The organism is Acinetobacter sp. GG23 (assembly GCF_057766365.1).
Window position 1 is genome coordinate 1 of record NZ_JBYMDJ010000012.1, and the last position, 20,196, is coordinate 20,196.

14 protein-coding genes and 2 pseudogenes are annotated in these 20,196 nt (G+C 41.7%); 9 read left to right on the forward strand and 7 right to left on the reverse strand.

What is annotated here, in order from left to right:
- Nucleotides 1-212: 212 nt before the first annotated feature.
- From AC3CAU_RS15625 to AC3CAU_RS15635, 3 genes and pseudogenes are all read left to right on the forward strand, one after another.
- Nucleotides 213-425, forward strand: a pseudogene (locus tag AC3CAU_RS15625) (MFS transporter); the annotation flags it as partial.
- 812 nt (nt 426-1,237) lie between these two features.
- Nucleotides 1,238-3,658 carry a YgiQ family radical SAM protein gene (locus AC3CAU_RS15630; protein ID WP_131216110.1) on the forward strand — a complete coding sequence of 807 codons (2,421 nt, stop codon included), beginning with the start codon at nt 1,238-1,240 and terminating at the stop codon, nt 3,656-3,658.
- 344 nt (nt 3,659-4,002) lie between these two features.
- A complete protein-coding gene (locus AC3CAU_RS15635; protein ID WP_131216109.1) occupies nt 4,003-4,548 on the forward strand; it encodes a DUF2726 domain-containing protein in 546 nt (181 codons plus the stop codon).
- A 49-nt stretch (nt 4,549-4,597) separates the two neighbouring features.
- Here the strand turns inward: AC3CAU_RS15635 and AC3CAU_RS15640 are convergent, their stop codons facing one another.
- From AC3CAU_RS15640 to mdtD, 5 genes and pseudogenes are all read right to left on the reverse strand, one after another.
- Nucleotides 4,598-4,957, reverse strand: a complete 360-nt coding sequence (locus AC3CAU_RS15640; protein ID WP_131216108.1) for a RidA family protein — start codon at nt 4,955-4,957, stop codon at nt 4,598-4,600.
- Between the two features lie 432 nt (nt 4,958-5,389).
- Nucleotides 5,390-6,445, reverse strand: a complete 1,056-nt coding sequence (gene dinB / locus AC3CAU_RS15645; RefSeq protein ID WP_131216107.1) for a DNA polymerase IV — start codon at nt 6,443-6,445, stop codon at nt 5,390-5,392.
- 60 nt (nt 6,446-6,505) lie between these two features.
- Nucleotides 6,506-7,513 (reverse strand): annotated as a pseudogene (locus AC3CAU_RS15650) (MBL fold metallo-hydrolase).
- 54 nt (nt 7,514-7,567) lie between these two features.
- Nucleotides 7,568-8,362: a glycoside hydrolase family 25 protein gene (locus AC3CAU_RS15655; RefSeq protein ID WP_131216106.1), complete on the reverse strand. Its 795-nt coding sequence runs from the start codon at nt 8,360-8,362 to the stop codon at nt 7,568-7,570.
- 77 nt (nt 8,363-8,439) lie between these two features.
- The gene (gene mdtD / locus AC3CAU_RS15660; protein ID WP_447053895.1) at nt 8,440-9,831 is read right to left on the reverse strand and encodes a multidrug transporter subunit MdtD; all 1,392 of its coding nucleotides are present in this window, start codon (nt 9,829-9,831) and stop codon (nt 8,440-8,442) included.
- Between the two features lie 177 nt (nt 9,832-10,008).
- Here mdtD and AC3CAU_RS15665 point away from each other — a divergent pair, with 177 nt between their 5' ends.
- Both AC3CAU_RS15665 and AC3CAU_RS15670 read left to right on the forward strand, forming a co-directional pair.
- Nucleotides 10,009-11,910 carry a choice-of-anchor I family protein gene (locus AC3CAU_RS15665; protein WP_131216104.1) on the forward strand — a complete coding sequence of 634 codons (1,902 nt, stop codon included), beginning with the start codon at nt 10,009-10,011 and terminating at the stop codon, nt 11,908-11,910.
- 162 nt (nt 11,911-12,072) lie between these two features.
- Nucleotides 12,073-13,041: a hypothetical protein gene (locus tag AC3CAU_RS15670; RefSeq protein WP_131216103.1), complete on the forward strand. Its 969-nt coding sequence runs from the start codon at nt 12,073-12,075 to the stop codon at nt 13,039-13,041.
- 61 nt (nt 13,042-13,102) lie between these two features.
- Here AC3CAU_RS15670 and AC3CAU_RS15675 read toward each other — a convergent pair whose 3' ends face one another.
- Entirely contained in the window at nt 13,103-13,723 is a 621-nt protein-coding gene (locus AC3CAU_RS15675; RefSeq protein WP_131216115.1) for an LOG family protein, read from the reverse strand.
- A 339-nt stretch (nt 13,724-14,062) separates the two neighbouring features.
- Between AC3CAU_RS15675 and AC3CAU_RS15680 the strand changes: the two genes are divergently transcribed.
- From AC3CAU_RS15680 to niaP, 4 genes are all read left to right on the forward strand, one after another.
- Complete coding sequence (locus tag AC3CAU_RS15680) at nt 14,063-15,640, forward strand: TerC family protein (RefSeq protein WP_447053896.1); 1,578 nt, start codon at nt 14,063-14,065, stop codon at nt 15,638-15,640.
- 85 nt (nt 15,641-15,725) lie between these two features.
- Nucleotides 15,726-16,193: a YchJ family protein gene (locus tag AC3CAU_RS15685; protein WP_447053897.1), complete on the forward strand. Its 468-nt coding sequence runs from the start codon at nt 15,726-15,728 to the stop codon at nt 16,191-16,193.
- A 60-nt stretch (nt 16,194-16,253) separates the two neighbouring features.
- Nucleotides 16,254-16,898: a trimeric intracellular cation channel family protein gene (locus tag AC3CAU_RS15690; RefSeq protein ID WP_131216100.1), complete on the forward strand. Its 645-nt coding sequence runs from the start codon at nt 16,254-16,256 to the stop codon at nt 16,896-16,898.
- A 135-nt stretch (nt 16,899-17,033) separates the two neighbouring features.
- Nucleotides 17,034-18,353, forward strand: a complete 1,320-nt coding sequence (gene niaP, locus AC3CAU_RS15695) for a niacin transporter NiaP (protein WP_131216099.1) — start codon at nt 17,034-17,036, stop codon at nt 18,351-18,353.
- A 43-nt stretch (nt 18,354-18,396) separates the two neighbouring features.
- Here niaP and AC3CAU_RS15700 read toward each other — a convergent pair whose 3' ends face one another.
- Entirely contained in the window at nt 18,397-20,136 is a 1,740-nt protein-coding gene (locus AC3CAU_RS15700; protein WP_424622039.1) for a hypothetical protein, read from the reverse strand.
- Nucleotides 20,137-20,196: the final 60 nt, after the last annotated feature.

A 20,196-nucleotide genomic window follows, 5' to 3' on the forward strand; every position in this document is an offset into this window, starting at 1 on the left:
GGGTTACCCATGTGAGAGTAAGTCATCGCCAGCTCATTATTCCAAAAGCCCCGCTCAATAGCGGGGCTTTTTTTATGCTTAAAATAAATACTACAAGCATTGTTTTATTTCAGCTATAGACATTGAACATAGAAATATGCCCATTCGGCATACAGAGTTCTTATATTTGATTCAAATTTTGAGCTCACTTGTATTGAATATGATTCCAAGCCATTTCTCTCTCATTATTTTCAGCAGCATTTTACTCTTTTTCATTGTTGGATTTTATGCAACCGATGATGCCGATATTTGCAAAATTCTTTGCTGTCTCTCCGACACATAACAGTTTCTCTTTATCCTTTTCTACTGTGACCCTTGCAATAGGATTATTGTTTAAAGGCTTAATTTCAGATCGATTTGGTTATAAACCAATGATGGTTTGGGCACTGTTTTGGATGCAAGCCTATTGATTCGCAGCTGCTTACTTCTTGTTATAGGTTGCCATGCCATTATATTTTAGGTGTTGCTCTTGGCAGTATTGATGGTCGTGTTATTGCTAGGATTTTAGTAGATTTTATTTTTTGGCAAACGGTAATTTTGATTATTGGCTTACTTGATTTAATTATTACTGTTACTTTTAGTTGTCACAGTATTTAACTATATGAGTTATCCCGTATTGCAGAGGCTCTTTGAACTAGAAAAAAATAAGTTTATTTTATTTCAATTGCTTACATTAATAAATTTTATGGTTCATCTCTTGCAGCAGGTTGGTGCATGAAGTTTGGGCAAAATAAAGTATTTTCTGTAATGTTAATGACTAAGCTGCTCAGTTTATGGCTGATGCTGATCCTTTCGATTGGACTGACTTTATTTACCTTCTCCTTTTTTGCTGCATATTCCACCTCAAGTTGGATCTCCACGCAATCCTTACAAATATCGTGCAGCGGTTTCTTCGCTTTATCTGTTTAGTTACTCTATGGGATTTAGTGCTTTGGGGCATATTAGTGGGGCTGATGTGAAGAAACTAGGGCGGCAACGGTTTAATGTGGTTTATTGTTGTGTGCTGATGTCAGGTTTATTTTTCGGTCTGGCTTCATCGTCGACCATTTTTATAAACGGCAAATTATTAAAAATTTAAACTACTGTTTTTGTATATTTTTTAATCAGGAATGTGAGCGGAATTCATGGTAAAATGATCGGCTTTCATCTTTGATCTCATTTTAAGATCTTTCATCTGCCAGCCGAGAATTTGCTAGCCATGTCTACAGCTTATACCGCACAGACAGCGCCGACCGCGTTGTTTGATTACGACAAATATTGGGCGTCTTGTTTTGAACCCGCACCATTTTTGCCGATGTCACGCGAGGAAATGGATCTACTCGGCTGGGATGCCTGTGACTTTATTTTAGTTTGTGGCGATGCCTATATTGACCACCCATCTTTCTGTTCAGGCATTATTGGACGTACTCTTGAAGCACAAGGCTTTCGTGTGGGAATTATTGCTCAGCCCGATTGGACTGATCCTGAGGCATTTCGTGTATTAGGTAAACCGACCATTGCTTGGGGCGTGACCGCAGGCAATATGGATTCCATGATCAACCGTTATACGGCGGACCGTAAAATCCGTTCCGATGATGCTTATTCACCAGACAATCAGCCAAACAAACGCCCAGACCGTGCAGCAACTGTGTATTGTCAGCGTTGCCGTGAAGCATTTCCTGACGTACCCGTACTCTTGGGGGGGATTGAAGCATCCTTACGTCGTATTGCCCATTATGATTACTGGTCAGATAAAGTCCGTCGCTCGGTATTGATGGATTCAAAAGCCGATTTATTGATGTACGGTAATGGCGAACGCTCGATTACTGAAGTTATGCACCGTTTGGCCAAAGGTGAAAAAATTCACGAAATTACCGATGTTCGTGGTACAGCATTTATTGTCAACAAACATAATCGTGCCTCTAAAGCCAAGTTTGTCGAAATTGCATCTAATGATGTGGATAGCATTGGACGTGTCGATCCGATCATCAATCCGTATGTGATGACTGAAGATTTAGACGGCTGTGAAATAGAAAAAGATAAAGGTAATTCTTTAACTCAATATCAAAATTTCCAAAAAGAACTGGTTGCCAATCCAATTATCCGCGAAGGGGATAATCTGGATGCCGATACGCAAATTGTTCAGCTTCAAGCGGCACCATCAAAAGCCATTAAACATAAATTACCGCCACGTGAACTGGCTGTGATTCGTTTGCCTGCATTTGAAGAAGTCGCCAGTGATCCGGTTCTGTATGCACATGCCAACCGTATTTTGCATTTGGAAACCAATCCCGGTAATGCCCGTGCCATGGTACAAAAGCATGGTGAGCGTGATGTTTGGTTAAATGCGCCCCCAATTCCATTAACCACCGAAGAAATGGATTATGTGTTTGACTTGCCGTATGCACGTTTGCCTCATCCAGTTTATGGTGAGGCACGTTTCCCCGCATTTGACATGATCAAGTTCTCTGTGAACATTATGCGTGGCTGTTTTGGCGGGTGTACTTTCTGTTCAATTACTGAACATGAAGGTCGTATTATCCAAAACCGTTCTGAAGAATCGATTCTGCGTGAAGTTGAAAAAATTCGTGATACAGCACCTGGCTTTACTGGAATTATCTCTGATTTAGGTGGGCCGACTGCGAATATGTATCGTTTGCAGTGTAAAGATCCTGAAATTGAGAAAAACTGTCGTAAACCATCGTGTGTATTTCCGGGTGTTTGTCAAAACTTACATACCGATCATGCACCGTTGACGCAGTTATATCGTAAGGCACGTGAACTAAAAGGCATTAAAAAGATTCTGATTAGTTCAGGTTTGCGTTATGACCTGGCTGTATTGAACCCTGAATATGTGAAAGAACTGGTTCAGCATCATGTCGGTGGTTATCTGAAAATTGCACCGGAACATACTGAAAAAGGTCCATTGTCGAAGATGATGAAACCAGGTATAGGTACTTATGATCGCTTCAAGCAAATGTTTGACCGTTTCAGCAAGGAAGCAGGTAAAGAACAATACTTAATTCCTTATTTCATCGCGGCACATCCGGGTACTACCGATTATGACATGATGAACTTAGCGATTTGGTTGAAGAAAAACGGTTTCCGTGCCGATCAGGTACAGAATTTCTATCCTTCACCAATGGCAACAGCAACCACAATGTACCACACGGGTAAAAACCCGTTGGCGAAAGTGGCGCGTTATACTGAAAATGTGGACATTGTGAAAGGGGATAAGCGTCGTCGTTTGCATAAAGCATTCTTGCGTTACCATGATTCGAATAACTGGCCCTTGCTGCGTGAAGCATTAAAAGAAATGGGTCGTTCTGACCTGATTGGTAACTCGAAACAGCATTTGATTCCGACCTATCAGCCTGTAGGCACTGAAGGTCAGTATCAATCGGCACGTAAGAAAAATTCGACTGTTGCCGGTGATTCGCAAAAACGTAGCGGTGATAATGCTGCTCGTAATCATTCAGCAGCGAATCCATCACGTCCGTCAAACACCAAAAAACGTCCTGAAAAAGGTCAGATTTTGACTCAGCATACCGGTTTGCCTCCACGAGAAACAGGTGATGCTAAAAAACCGTTTGGTGGGCCTAAAGTAAAAGGTAAGTCTAAGCCGAAATCGAAAGCTTGATTTAAAAAATAAAAAAGAACGCTTAAGCGTTCTTTTTTATAATCCATTAAAAAATAACAGTAATTAAGTTGCTCGTCGGAATTGTAGGACAATAGCTAAAAGTATAGTTGCATCTGTGATAAACCTTGATATACCCTATTTCAGTGTCTAATGAAGGATTTATTTAGGCAGTTACGAGGCAAATAAAAGAACTGCAATTTTTTGTCAGTTTTTATAATGATTTTGTCATCATTAAATGAAGTTTGTTTGCTTAGAATATTTATAAAAATACTAGCTGTATACTAACTTTCATAACAATCGGTGTGACACCGGAAAGATTATAAAAAATTTAAAGGACTAAGAGGATGATGGTTTATATTTTGATTGGGAGTTTACTCCTATTGTGTGTGCTGATAATGGCTTGGAAAAGTCTGGAAAGCGGCACCAAACAGCAAGATAGTGCTTTAAAGCAAAGGGCTATTTTTAATATTAATGAACAACTCACCTATACCCGACTCAAGGGGATATTGCCACAGAGTACGGTGTTGGCCCATGTTTCATTTGATGCGTTATTGACCACCAAATACTCTCGTACCCGTCATAAATATCGTAATATGGTGGCAGATTTTGTTGTGCTTGATGAACATCATCAAGTGACTGCCATTATTGCACTAGATGATCCCATGATATTAAAACGTCAGCAGAATTCCCAATATCAGGATGCGTTATTGGCTATGGCGGGATATCGTGTGATTCGTTATGAAGATGTACCTGAATATTATCAGTTGAGACAAGATTTCCTGCTTGAAAAATCCACTCATAATTTATTAGATATACAGGCTGAAATTACCCCAAAAAAGTATAGTTTTTATCCTGAGTTGGAACGGAAAAAAATTCGCATCTTGGGTTAATAACAACAAGCATGAATGCCTATACTTTCATGCTTGTTTATTTTTTGCTTTAATTCGCCGCACGAACAGCAGTGACAGTCAGCTCAACCAGAACACGTGGATCATACAACTTCGCTTCAACGCAGGTGCGGGGGAGAGCTTCAATATCGGCAACCCACATATCCCAGATCTCATTAAAAGCAGCATAATCTTTTTCAATATCTTTCAAATAAATGGTGACTGACAGAATCTGGCTTTTGTCCGTACCGGCATCTTCAAGAAATTGATCAATAATATCCAGAGTCTGTTGAGTTTGTCCCTTAATATCTAAATTAAAGTCCGAAGCTAGTTGACCTGCAAGATGCACCAGATTGCCTGAAATCGCAATTTCAGAGAAGCGTTTAGAAACATGTAAACGTTGAACAGTCATGAGATTAATCCTAGATTTTTGGTGTAAAAGGACGATAAACAACATACTTGTATTGCAATCAATACGGGGATAAATGGTTTTTAAAAATGAGTAGAGTAAAAATGCCAGACAGTAAAAATTTTACCCCATCAATAACAGTACCAATGAAATTATTTAGAGTGGCTTAACCGAGTTATTATACTTGAAGATTTACTGGAATATTCGCATAAGACATGCAGGAGAGGATTCCATGGTTTACAAGAGTTGCCCTGTAATATTCGGATTTGATCGTCACGCCAATCACAGGACAGCATGCTAAAAGTAAAGGTGATTTCTAGCATCTCAGCGGCTACATGGATAAATGCATCGCGCCAATAGAGTACCGCAAAAATACAATTCGTGTGTAATCAATTGACCTAATTTTATTCTTTTGATTAAAAAGCACTCAAATACTTACCAGAGTGAAAGCTGAGGCTGATCCAGTTGGTCGGAAAGCTGGTAAACCCCCACGCCAATTAAGCGGAATTGAAAATGTTCAGGAATCTGCATTTCGTTGAGCAATTGCTGAAGTACATCTTCAAGTTGCTCTTGATTTTCCAAGGGTTGTTTAAAGCTTTTGCTGTGTTGTAGAACCTGAAAATTTTTAAGTTTGAGTTTGGCAGAAACACCACGTGCACAGAGTTGTTTTTTCTCTAAATTCATCCAAACTTGCTTCATCAGTTCGAACCAATAATTCTGGCATTGGGTTAAAGTCAGATCATTATCAAAGGTAGTTTCTTTAGAGATTTGCTGGCGTTCCCGTTCAGCTTGCACCGGTCGCTCATCAATCCCTTGGGCATACAGGAAAAGTTGTCTACCGTATTTTCCAAAATGCTGAATTAGCACCCCTTCTTCAATGTGCTGTAAATCGCCCAAGGTTTCCAATTGCAGATTTTTGAGTTTTTCTTGGGTGACTTTACCGACACCGGGAATTTTTTTCAGCGGCAAATGTTGAATAAAGGTTTGCACCTGTGAGGGTTTAATCACACAGATGCCATTCGGTTTATGCCAGTCCGAAGCAATTTTAGCTAAAAACTTATTTGGAGCGACACCAGCCGATGCTGTTAAACCAGTGACTTGAAAAATATCTTCTCTTATCCGCATGGCAACTTCTGTGGCACTAGGAATGTTCTGTAAATTATCGGTAACATCCAAATAGGCTTCATCTAAAGACAGCGGTTCAATAAGCGATGTATAACGCTGAAAAATCTGATGAATCTGATTTGAAATCGCACGATATTTTTCAAAATTCGGCTCAATGACGATCACTTGAGGACAGTGTTTTTTGGCTTGTGACATCGGCATGGCAGAGCGGAGGCCAAACTCACGTGCAGGATAGGAGGCAGCATAAACCACAGCGCGTGGATGGTGTGAGGAAACCACCACAGGTAAGTGCTTTAGATCGGGTCGTTCTTTGAGTTCCACGGATGCATAAAAGGCATCCATGTCGATGTGAATGATTTTTCTCATGCAGCCTTAAACTCTGCCTCTAATGCCCATGCTCTCAGTATCTCATCTTCTTTGAGGAGATTATAGCGTGTGATCAAGCGGATACGACACAGGCTGACTGAGTAAAATGATTTGTGTTTTTTGCTGTTCAGCCGCCTGAATTAGAATCTTTAAGCTTTGCTCGGTGTTATCGGCCAGATAAGGCAAAAACTCCAGAGGCTGATTCCCGGCTTGGAAAAAGTTGTCCCAATGAATTGGTATCACCACTTTAGGTTTTAAGGTTCTGAGGGTTTGATCGAGATAGTTTTGCTGAAATTCTTTCGATTGGCGTGATAACTGGGCAATGCCTAGAAATAAAGTATCGACCTTTAAATTTTTCAGTTGATCGGGAACAGCCCCGGTACTGGCTTTGACTAAAATTTTATGACCTTGATGTTCAATTAAATAATCAAAGCTATGTCCTTCCTTAAATTGAGAAAAACGCGCAGGAAGTTGCAGCGGTTGAGAAATCTCCTCACCTAAGTCATTGTTCACGGCAGTGGGCGAGGTATGTTGTGAAGCAATTGCAGTAGCTTTGAATTCACCAAAGCTTAGGGCATGCAAGGGTTGAACCTGAATGAGTTGCTGTTCTGTAACATGTCCGCCACGGGCAATATTAAGACTGCTGTTTGAACCAATAATTTTAGTATGCGGAAGCTGTCTTGCAAGTTCGCCAATATCCAGCGCATGATCATAATGTGAATGAGTGACGAAAATGGCTTGAGTCCGCTGTAAATGCTGTTGCTGAATCATCTGCCGGATGAGTTCAGGCTGACTTTGAATTTTCTGAAACAGGACTTGAGACAGGGAAGGACGGCTAAAGAATCCATCAATCAAAATCTGAGTTTTGCCATCATCAAAAAGCAGCGTCGAAACACCAAAGAATTTAACCTTAAGCGTTGAAGATGCAGAAGACTTTTCAGGTGGCTGATATTGTTATTTTTGAAAATTAGACATTTGACCGGAAGGTTGCAATAAAAAAACGATGCCAGCCACCAAACACAGAATGACCAGTCCCAATGAAACCCACAGTCTTTTTTTAATCGATATAATTTTCCTGGTTGGTAGTGGGTTATTATTTTTATTCTGATGAATGATGTGGAATTATTTTGTTATTTTTTTCGGTAAGTTTTCAACATTTTTTAATGGGTTGATGCCATTGCGTTGTAAAAAGTTGATCCAGTCTGACTCATTACCATTAAACACATTTAAGTCGACAACTCTGGGAATGCCCTTAATGGTGCCCTGATTGGTATGCTGCCAGAACAGCCATTTGGGGTTGCCTTTTAAATCCGGTTTGCCCTGATATTCACGTACCCACAACGGCGTTTTAGAAAATTCCCCCGCCAAAATAATATTGTAAAACGACTTGGAAATATAGAAAATAGGTTGCTTGCCATAATGCTGATACAAGCGATCATGCATGACCTGAATTTCTTTCAGTAATTGTTCTTTGGTGTAGGTGTTGATGCAGTTACTGTCATATTCCAGATCAATCACCGGTGGTAAGGCATCAATTTTATTGGGCACGGTTTCAATAAAATTTTGCGCCTGAACTTCCCCATCCCGGCATAAACGATAAAAATGATAGGCACCGACCCTCAAACCATGTTCACGTGCTTGCAGCCAATAGTCCTGAAATTTCCGATCTTTAAAATCTCCCCCTTCAGTGGCTTTTAGATAGACAAATTGATAGCTTTTCGGGGAAATCTGTTTCCATTGAATATCGCCTTGATGATGTGACACATCAAAACCTTTGACCGGATATTCTTGTGCCGAAGCAGGATTATGATGCAACACAAAAATATACAGTACGATTGCGAGACAAATCAGCACTAAACCTGCGCAAGAAGCGTAAAGTTTTTTATGGCTGTTTGGAGCTACTGGTTTTTTAGGCATACATAATTTAGGGATGACTGATCGAGCACATGATAACGCGATCTAAAGCTTCAGATCACGTTGTTTCTTCAATTCATTTAAACAGGCGTGTTACGCGGAATTCGTGAGAAAATACAGGCAGTAATGATATTAATACAGCCCAGTAAAATTAAGGTGCTATGGAATGCGGTAGTGATATGGTCGGTGCCATAATAGGCTGTGAAAACATTAACCAAGGTTCCTGCCAAAGCCACGCCAATACTCATCGATACCATCATGATCATCGACAAGAAGCTATTGCCACTACTGGCATCCTGTTGCGGTAAATCTTTCAAAGTCAGGGTATTCATGGATACAAATTGCAGAGAATTTAGCATGCCAAAGATAAAAAAGTGCAAAGTGCGCAACCAGAGAGGTGTGTCCGCCGTAGTGAGGGCAAAGCTGGCAATACACGCGCCGACCAATACGGTATTGACCAGCAACACTTTACGGTAGCCGAAGCGCTGAATGATTTGACGGATAATTGGCTTGGAGGCCAGAGAACCCAGCACGGTCGGAATCATTAACAGACCCGTTATAAATGGCTCAAAACCAAATGCGACTTGCAACATCAAGGGGATTAAAAAAGGCATGGCATTGCCACCTAAGCGGGCAAAGAAATTACCCACAATCCCAATGGCATAAATTTGATTACTAAACAATTTACTGCGGAATAGTGCATTTTGATGACTATGGGCATGATAAGCGTAAATGGCCGCTGCCATTAAACCCGCAGTGATTAATCCACCACTCCACCATAAAGACAGGTGTGGACTGGCAAAGTTTTCAATCCCCATTGAAACACCGACCATGGCGATCACCAACAATATAAACCCGGAAAAATCGAATGATTTAACAGTCGGTTCTGTTACATTTGGCATGGCTTTAACTGTGATCAAACAACCTAAAAGACCCATTGGGATATTAATTAAAAAGATCCAGTGCCAGGTAGCCACTTCTACCATCCATCCACCCAGTGTTGGGCCGATGAGTGGACCCATTAGTCCGGCAAGGCTCATTAAGCTCATGGCCGATAAAAATTGGGTGCGCGGAATGACCTTGAGCATGGCCAAACGACCGACAGGTAGCAATAATGCCCCGCCAATCCCTTGAATAACCCGATATGCCAGCAGTTCATTTAAGCTGTTGGCCAGTCCACACCCTAATGATGCCAAGGTAAAGATAATAATTGCGCTAAAGTAGGTATTGCGTACACCAAATCGGTCTGCAAGCCAGCCACTGAGTGGAATACAGGCAGCCACGGAAAGTACATAAGCCACCACGACACTATGCATCTGGAGGGGATCTTCACCTAAACTTACCGCCATTGCGGGAAGAGCAGTATTGACGATGGTGGTGTCCAAACCTTGCATAAAAAAACCAATAGACACTAAAAAGACCAACAGTCTAAACTCAGGTTGTAAGGCTTGATGCGATGGCGTGGCGTTCATAATTTTTGTAAGGCTGAGATTTTTATACAGTTTAAAGGAATAATTCAATGCTGATGTAGTAAAAGCTTTTCACAATTAGGAAGGGTGGGATTGCAATCAAACTGCAATCAAAGATTCATGCCACTGCAACAGCATGTTTATAAATTGGTCACATTCTTATAAATGATGAAGTAAAACATGAAAATACAGTTTTCAGCATTGGTGTTGGCCATGCTTTCAGTGGGGTTGGTGGCGTGTAACGATAGTCAGGACGAAACGCAGGTGACTATACCGCCAGGAGTGGAAGAAACTACACCCGAAAGTATTGAATTAGTCAAAATTGGTCGTTATGAATCAGGCATCTTTGGGGCAAGTGCGGCAGAAATTCCAGCTTTTGATGCTGCGAGCAAACGTCTATTTGTAGTGAATGCCAAAAAGGGTATGGTTGATGTGCTAGATATGACACAGCCTGAAAACCCTGTATATCTTGGGGAATTATCTGCACGCGCATATTTGGCAGAATCAGAAGTGAATAGCGTTGCAGTGCATCAGGGCATTGTCGCTTTAGCCGTTCAAGCCAAGAATAAAACGGACAATGGTATCGTCGCTTTCTTTAATGCCAAAGATTTAACTTTTATTAGCCAGGTTGAGGTTGGGGCATTGCCGGATATGTTGGTGTTTACACCAGACAGCAAGAAGGTTTTGGTGGCAAATGAAGGTGAACCGAATGAAGGCTATGCAGTAGATCCTGAAGGTTCTGTGAGTATTATTAATATCAAAGACATCATCAAGCCAACAGTAAAATCAGCCAATTTCCAAGCGTGGAATACCCGGAAACAAAGTCTGCTTGATGCAGGCGTAAGGATTTTTGGTCCTGCAACCGAGCATTATGCAGAAGTCGCAAGCAAAGGTCTGCAAACCACAAGCGTAGCACAGGACTTAGAGCCAGAATATATTGCGGTGAGTCAAGACGGCAAAACAGCATGGGTTAGCTTGCAGGAAAATAATGCCATTGCGGTTTTAGATTTGGTCAAAGATAAATTTGTTAATATTTTTCCAATGGGTAGTAAAGATTATGGCTTGCCTGAAAATGCTTTAGATGGCAGCGACCGGGACTGCGTAGTGGGTGTAACAGATAGCCAAGGGCAATTAATAGCGAGCTGTGCCAAAGATGCCGGTATGATCAACATCAAATCATGGCCTGGGTTGTATGGCATGTATATGCCAGATGCGATTGCGCATTATCAGGTGAAGGGTAAAAGCTATTTGGTGACCGCCAATGAAGGCGATGCCCGTGAATGGCTCAAAGATGAATCTCTTTACTTCACTGGCGATGATTTAACCCAAGGGTATGCCGAAGAAATTCGCGTGAAGCATTTATTCAAAAAGGCGGGTTTTGATTTAAAAGGTGATTATGCAGCGCATTTACGCCATTTGGGACCAGGGGTGAGCGGTGCGAAATTAGATCCAACGGTATTTAAGCCGTGTGTCACTGACAATGCGACCGAGGTCTGTGCGGATAACTTAATTAAAGACTCGCAGATTGGGCGCTTGACCATTAGCTGGACACAAGGCTTTAAACGTGATGCTTCTGGACAACCCGTACTTGAAGACGGCAAGTTGGTTTATGACAAACTGTATACCTATGGTGGTCGTTCATTCAGCATTGTCGATCCTGAAAGTCGTCAAATTATCTGGGATTCTGGCAGTGAATTTGAACGTAAAATTGCGGAATTGTTTCCGAACCAATTTAACAGCAATCACGAAGCCTTTAAATTTGATGATCGTAGCGACAATAAAGGACTAGAGCCTGAAGGCATTACAATCGGTCAAATTGGCAAAAAGACTTTTGCATTTATTGGACTGGAGCGTGCCAGCGGTATTATGGTGTATGACATTAGCCAACCGCAGCAAGCCAAATTTGTACAGTATTTTAATGACCGGGATGTTAGTCAAACGGATATGACCAAACAAGGAGATTTAGGTCCTGAAGGTCTAATTTTCATTGCCGCAAAAGACTCGCCGAATGGTCAGCCTTTGTTGGTTGTGGGTAATGAAGTGAGTGGTTCGACTGCAATTTATCAAGTTCATTTAAAATAAAAAATATAATTTGAAAAGAGCACACAGTTGCTCTTTTTTGTGGCATGTAACAAAATCTTGTCACCGTGATGTCATTAAAATGACATAAAAATGTCATAATCTAGCTGCACTTCCAGCTGCGCTGGATATCTACTTCTTATTGGTGATAAAGGTTTTGTTGTTATGACAATCGAAATTTTGATGATTGTTGGCTTCTGTCTGGCCGCGTATTCAATTGTCGGAAATGATGTGCCACAGACTTTAGGTACCTTTATTTCATCCAATGCTCATCGTCCGTGGTGGATATTGTGGCTCTATACCAGCAGTATTTTAAGCGTAGTCTTGCTTTATGGCTGGTGGGCTTCAGGGGTAGGTGATGCCTCTTATGGTCGTCTGGAAACCATTCCTTTTCCTGAGGGTGGAATTACTTGGTTGTATATTGTTCCACCTATATTGCTGATTTTTTTGACCAAATACGGAATTCCGGTCAGTACTACATTTTTAGTCCTGACCATTTTTTCACCGAGCAGTTTGGGATCAATGCTGACTAAATCGATGATGGGTTATGCCGTTGCGTTTGTAGTGGCGATCATTGTCTATCGTTTTGTGATTAAAGGCATTTCGGTTTATTTCAGTAAAACCCGAGATCATAAAGTCTCCCATATCTGGATTGGTTTACAGTGGGTATCCACCGCATTCCTGTGGAGCCAATGGCTGATTCAGGATCTGGCCAATATTTTCGTCTATGTACCACGTCAGGTTCCGCTGGAATTTTTGATTTTCGCAATTTTGGTTTTTGTCATTCTATTGGGCATGATTTTCTACCAACGTGGCGGTGCGATCCAAAAAATTATCGATACCAAAACCGGGGTTGCCGATATTCGTTCCGCGACCATCATTGATTTTATTTACGCCATTATTTTGCTGGTCTTCAAAGAGTGGAGCAATATTCCAATGAGTACCACCTGGGTGTTCCTAGGTCTGCTGGCGGGTCGTGAATTTGCGATGTCGATGCATCTGGCTGAAGTGAATAAATATCGGACTTCACGCAATGTCAGTAAAGATGCGATGAAGCTGATGGTCGGTTTAATCATGAGTGTTGTTTTAGCGACAACACTGCCGTGGTTCTATAACTTTATTTCAAATTTATAATGTAGACAGGGCAATCAAAAAGCGAGCTCTGGGCTCGCTTTTTTATGTTTAGGCTTTGGCTTTAAATGGCAAAATGTTTTGGAGCACCCAGATTTTTAATGGCATTCAAAATCTGGTCTGAATGATTACAAATTATCAGTTTCGCCCGATGCTGTGGCGGTAAAAAGCCTTCACTGACCGCATGATCAAGTTGGGCAATTAAAGCATCATAAAAGCCATTCACGTTATACAGCATCATTGGTTTTTGATGCTGATTCAATTGTCCCCAGGTGGCAATTTCCAGAATTTCTTCAAAGGTGCCCAAGCCACCAGGCAGGGCAACAAAAGCACTGGCACGTTCTGCCATCATGGCTTTGCGTTCATGCATGCTTTCTACAATATGTAATTCAGTCAGCTGGTTGTGCGCAATTTCATAATCCAGCATAAATTCAGGAATCACCCCGACCGTTTGACCGCCCCGTTGTCTGACCGCGTCAGCGACTTGTCCCATCAGGCCAATACTGGCCCCGCCATAGACCAGTCCAAAATCTAGGTCTGCTAGCGCTTGAGCCAGTGCAATGGCTTTTTCTTGATAAATCGGCTTGTTGCCTGAACGCGAACCGCAGTACAGCGCAATAAGTGGTTGAGTGGTTTTAGGAGATGGATTTTTATGTTTTGGAGTCATTTTTAATACACTGTTCATCATTATATTTTTTACCATAGCATTTTATTTTTTCTTGCTCTAGCTTAAGTCGGAAATATGACAAAGCCGCTAAGGTCATGCACAGACTTTGCAAAGATTTGTTAAAACCTGTTGGGTGAAGGTAGACGGAGCGCTGAAAAAAAGATGAATTTCTAGTTCATCTTGTTATACTAAAAATCTGTTTTCCAATAAATGAATCAACATGAGTAGTGGTTGTCCTCGCTCTGAACATCTCAATTCGGCCGCAAAAATTATACAGAATGTGGTTCATGGCATATTCACCGATTTTAATATGCTGCTTCTAAAATCAGTCCTTCATCCCTTGCAGGAGAACATCCAATGATCTTTGAATGGATGTCAGATCCATCTGCATGGATTGGGTTGGCCACTTTAGTGGTTTTAGAAATCGTACTGGGTATCGATAATCTGGTCTTTATTGCAATTTTGGCAGAAAAACTTCCGCCGGAACAGCGTAATACCGGTCGTATTGTCGGGTTGCTGCTTGCCTTGGGGATGCGCTTAATTTTACTCGCATCCATTGCTTGGGTGGTGACCTTAACCCAGCCACTGTTTCATATTCTGGAGCATCCTTTCTCGGGCCGCGATTTGATTCTATTGTTTGGTGGTGTATTCCTTTTATTTAAAGGCACCATGGAACTGCATGAGCGTATTGAAGGAGTTCAACTACAGAAAGAAGAAAATCCGGTGCATGCCGCTTTCTGGATGGTAATTGTTCAAATTGTGGTGCTGGATGCAGTTTTCTCTCTAGACAGTGTGATTACAGCAGTCGGAATGGTAAAAGACCTTTCTGTGATGATGATCGCGGTGGTGATTGCAGTCGGTATTATGCTTTGGGCCTCGAAACCGCTGATGGATTTCGTCAATAAGCATCCAACCGTGGTAATTCTCTGTTTGGGCTTCTTGATGATGATTGGTTTCTCACTCATTGTTGAAGGTTTTGGTTACCATATTCCAAAAGGCTATTTATACGCTGCAATTGGTTTCTCGGTGGTAGTTGAGTTTGTGAACCAAACTATGCGCCGTAATCAGGAAAAAATGGTGACGACGACGGACTTGCGTTACCGTACTGCTTCTGCAGTGATGCGTATGCTCGGTGGTAAGTCGGAATCGCAAAATAATGATAGCGAGGACGTACTGGCAACCCGTGCATTTGCCGATGAAGTCTTTAATGAACAAAATGGGGCCTATCACAGTGTGATGGTGCAAGGCGTACTTGGACTGTCTGAACGACCGGTGAAATCGGTGATGACACCGCGCCCTGAACTGGAATGGATTGATTTAGACGAAGACGAAGCTGCGATTAAAGAACAGCTATTGAGCATGACCCATTCACGTTTAATTGTGGCGCATGGTGAGTTGGACAATATTGCCGGTGTGGTCCTGACCCATAAAGTGATGAATGAATACATCGAAACCGGTGTGCTGAATTTTAAAGGTCACTTACGTGAACCGGTAATTGTGCATGAAAATGCGCAAGTGCTGATGGTGATGGAACAGTTGCGTCAGGCACCGTTACAATTGGCGATTGTTTTGAATGAATACGGTTCAATTGAAGGGGTGGTGACGCCGATTGATGTACTTGAAGCGATTGCAGGTGAATTCCCGGATGAAGACGAATTTGAAACGGCTGCAGAAAGTCTGGAAGATGGCACTTTGATACTTGAAGGTTCCACCGATATTCGTCATGTGTCGCTACTTTTAGGTCGTGATTTGGTCGACGATTCTGAACAGTATTCCACCTTGTCGGGATATATTTTGCATCACTTGGGTCATTTACCGGAAAGTGGCGCAAAACTCGAAGCCGATGGTTATATTTTTGAAGTGGTGACGATGGACGGCCATAAGATTGACAAGGTCCATATTATTCCGCAAATTGAAAATAATGCCGATGATTAACTAAATTACGGTAGATGATCTTTGAACCAAGATAATTGATTAAAATAGCTCGCATTGTCGAGCTATTTTTTATTGGGAAAATTTGATGTCAGAAAATAATTGTCCATGTGGTCTTGGAATTTATGCCAGCTGTTGCCAACCGTTACATTTGGGGCAGGTGAAAGCGCAAACAGCAGAACAGTTAATGCGCTCACGTTATAGTGCATTTGCCAAACACGAGATTGACTATATTGTCAAAACCACAGCCATTGGACAGCAACAGGCCTTGGATGTGGCTGCCATTCGTGACTGGAGTCAGTCCAATCAATGGCTCAAGCTTGAAGTGGTACAAGCCAAAGAAAAAATAGACAAAAATCATGCACAGGTAGAATTTAAGGCGCATTATCACGATGGTAAGCAGGCACAGGTACATCATGAAATTTCACATTTTGTGCTACATGAGGGTGCATGGTATTTCCTCGATCCGACCACAGAGATGCAAACCAGCATGAAGCAACCCTGTATTTGTGGATCAGGGAAAAAATTTAAACAATGTTGTGCTCAATATCTGTAAATTTCATCTGAATTTGCCTTAGAATAACGCGCATCGATTACCCTCAGTGGAAGAAGGGCAATGTTGCTATTAGTGATTTATATTATTGCGATTACGGCCGAAGCCATGACCGGGGCTTTATCGGCTGGTCGGCGTAGTATGGATTGGTTTGGGGTAACGCTGATTGCTTGTGTGACTGCACTTGGTGGTGGTTCAGTTCGGGATGTACTGCTCGGACATTATCCACTGACTTGGGTCAAACATCCTGAATATCTCGTGCTGACCTGTGCTGCCGCTTTTGTCACGATTCTGATTGCCAAATGGATGCGCCATTTGCGCTCAATCTTCCTGATTCTGGATGCCATGGGGCTTATTGGCTTCACCGTAATTGGTTGCCAGATTGCGCTTGAGATGGGGCATGGTTTTGTGGTTTCGGCTGTCGCTGGGGTTTTGACCGGTGTGTCAGGTGGTATTCTGCGTGATATCCTCTGTAACGATGTACCCTTGGTGTTTCGCCGTGAACTGTATGCCAGTATTTCCTTTGTTTCGGTCATTTGTTATTGGGTCTGCCAAGAGATCGGTTTCTCTTTAGAAGTCACCGTGATTTCGACCCTGATTTTTGGTTTTTCTTTACGCTGTATCGCTATCTACTTTGGTCTGGAAATGCCGAAATTCATTTATAAAGATGATGATGAGCAATCGGCATCTTCCAAAGATGCTTCATAAGAATGTGCACAAAAACGATAGATGACTAACGAAGTGAGCGGTCATCATCTTCAAATTAGCGTATAAAAATTAGCACAATTATAAATCCTGTTGGGAAAGCAGTATGCATCCTGTCACCAAATCAGAGCTCTTGTTATGGATTTAGTCTCGCGTGTACAACGCTTACCCATCGGTAAGTTCCACTATACTTTGCTATGGGTAATCGGACTCGGCTGGATGTTCGATGCAATGGATACCGGTCTGATTGCTTTTATTTTGACCACCATGGCCGAAGAATGGAACATGACCCCGACCGAAAAAGGCTGGGTGGTGTCGATTGGTTTTGTCGGGATGGCGATTGGCGCAGTTTTCTCCGGGGGATTGGCCGACCGAATCGGGCGTCGTAGCGTATTTGCGATTACTTTGGTGACTTATAGTATTGCTACCGCTTTATGTGCCTTTGCGCCCAATTTAACTTGGTTATTGGTATTTCGTTTCATTGTCGGTTTGGGACTAGGCGGACAGCTTCCCGTTGCAGTGACTTTGGTCAGTGAATATATTCCTGCGCATGTACGCGGACGTTTTATTGTTTTACTGGAAAGTTTCTGGGGCTTGGGCTGGCTGGTCGCAGCTCTGGTTTCCTACTTTGTGATTCCGAATTATGGCTGGCATATTGCATTTTTAATTGGTGGTTTGCCTGCCATTTATGTGTTTATGATTCTTAAAAAAGTGCCGGAATCCGTTCCTTACCTGATTAACCGGGGACGAATTGAAGAGGCGCATGCTCTGGTTCAAAAACTGGAACGTCAATGTGGCGTAGAAGTGATTCAGCATATTGAAGTGAAGCCGGTTGCAGAAAAGCAGAATATTTCTTTTAAACAGCTTTGGACAGGGCCGTTTGCCCGTCGTACCTTAATGCTGTGGCTGATTTGGTTCGGTATTGTCTATTCGTATTATGGCATTTTCACCTGGTTGCCAAGTTTATTGGTTAAACAGGGCTATACCATTGTGCAGTCGTTTGAATATGTGCTGATCATGATTCTTGCGCAGCTTCCGGGTTATGTCGCGGCAGCATGGCTGGTGGAAAAACTGGGGCGTAAAGCGACACTGGCGGGCTTTATTGGCATGTGCGCCGTTTCGGCTTATTTTTTTGGTCAGGCCGATACCGTGAACATGATTATGTTTTGGGGCTGCCTGATGTCATTCTTTAACTTAGGTGCATGGGGTGTACTGTATACCTATACGCCTGAACAGTATCCGACCAATATTCGTGCCTTTGGTTCGGGTTGGGCCTCTGCGGTGGGACGTATGGGCGGTATTGTGGCGCCAATGGTGGTCACCCATATGATGGTGATGAACAATGGTTTCAGCCACGTCTTCATTATGTTTACCGTAGTATTGCTGGCTGTGGCTTTGGTGATTTTAGTCCTGGGTGAAGAAACCAAAGGCAAGACTTTAGAGTCGATGGGGCTATAACTCTATACCTCAAATCAAAGTACTGAACGTTAAACATTGGCAACTAGTCGATGACCCAATGTTTGGCAGAATGCACCACATCTTGATTTAAAACCAAGGCTATGCTTTGCAAGTTAAAGTTGTCTCGGTTCTCGGGTAATTGCAATAAAAGGGGCAATCGTGTTATGCCATTTTCACCATCTGCAAAGGCATAATGGCGTACTTTGGGATCATCCGCAGAGATTAAGTTTTTCGACTCTAAATAAAGACTGTGCTGAGAGAAGTGTTTTTGAATACGAATGATCTCTGAATAACAGCGATGATGAACTTCAATAAGTGATGTTTTTAATTCATTTATTTTATTAGAATTATTTTGTGATTTACTCATTAGGCGTTTGAGAAAGGTCGTATTTTCCGATTGTTTGGCATCGCGTTCCAACTGGCGCAACTGCTGTTGCAGGAAACGACATTGTTCAATGGCACCATTCACCTGATCTCGCAGCTGTTGCAAGGGAGTCGTCACTAAATTGAGATGGTGCTGATAGTGATCTTGATCTTCAAACTGAACAAAAATATAAGCACGACGCTGCTTTAATAAATTTAGATAAGCAATCAGCCGGTACTTGAACTGACGTGCACGGGGATTAAATTGAATAGCAGGTTCCTGAGAGAATATTTCAAAGCTGTGCAACAATTCGCTCATTAAGCGTCGAATATTTAAAAAGCAAAATTCTAACTCGTCAGGTTGTTGAATACTGTTTTTGAGACCGTTTTGAAAGGGTTCAAGAATGTATACACATAAGTCTTTTTCAATTTCCTTTAAGTGCTCATTGATCAGGTGATCGACTGAAAAACCCGTGATTTCCAGCATTTGCATGATTTTTTGCCGAAGATGATGTTGATTGTAATAGTGTAATGACTCCATCAGATCGACAATATGAGGGTTCATTTGGCGTTGTAAGCCAATCATTTTTCCCATCTGTTGTTTAAAGTTTTCAAAGTAGTCGGCAACCTCGATCTGTTTAGGATCAAGAACCAGGCCACTTATATAAAACTTATTTACCACGCCGAAATTTTCTTCGGTTAAAAAACGTCGAATAGAATAAGAAGATACCCGGCTGTCCCAAGAACTGCCAATGATAAAGTAATAAGCGGAAGTTCGAATAATTTCAAAGTCACGTACATGCTGCTCATGACTAAAATAGTCTTGAAAAATAGGCAGTTCCTGCTGCGCATATTCACTGGGTAAAATATGGGCAAACCAGCTTCCCAAAATTTCACTTTTTATAAAAATTTCAAAGATAAAACAGCGCACTTGATCAGCTGTCAAGCCACGGAAGTTGGGGGTGACTGAAAAATTTATCTGCTTGATACTCAGCGCAGCATCATATAAAAATGCGTTTTTTAATAGCTGTTGAGCCTGAATATTTTTTTGATCTTGTAACTCCAGACTGTTAATTTCATAAGTAATGGTTTCTAAATAATCAGCAATTTGAACATCAGTTTGATATTTTTTTAAATGCTGAAAGGTGGTACGAATTTTTTGGGCGAGCTGTAACAGACCTGAATGTTGAATATAACTATGAAGCTCATGCAGACCAATATGACCTCTAAACTCAAAAATTTGTGATAAATAGTTCCAATGAATATTCTTGGGCTTTAAATATTCATCTTCTATCTTGGGATGCAGATGTTCAGGTGTGGAGGCCAGCAGGAGACTAAGATCTTGTTGCCACTGAGGATCTAAAATAGGATCAATCTGTTGTAATTTTACTCGAAGCTGATAAGGAATATACATTTGCATAGAATGAGCCACACGCTTCCAAAGAATGTTACAGAGTTAAATGAAAATGCATATTAATGT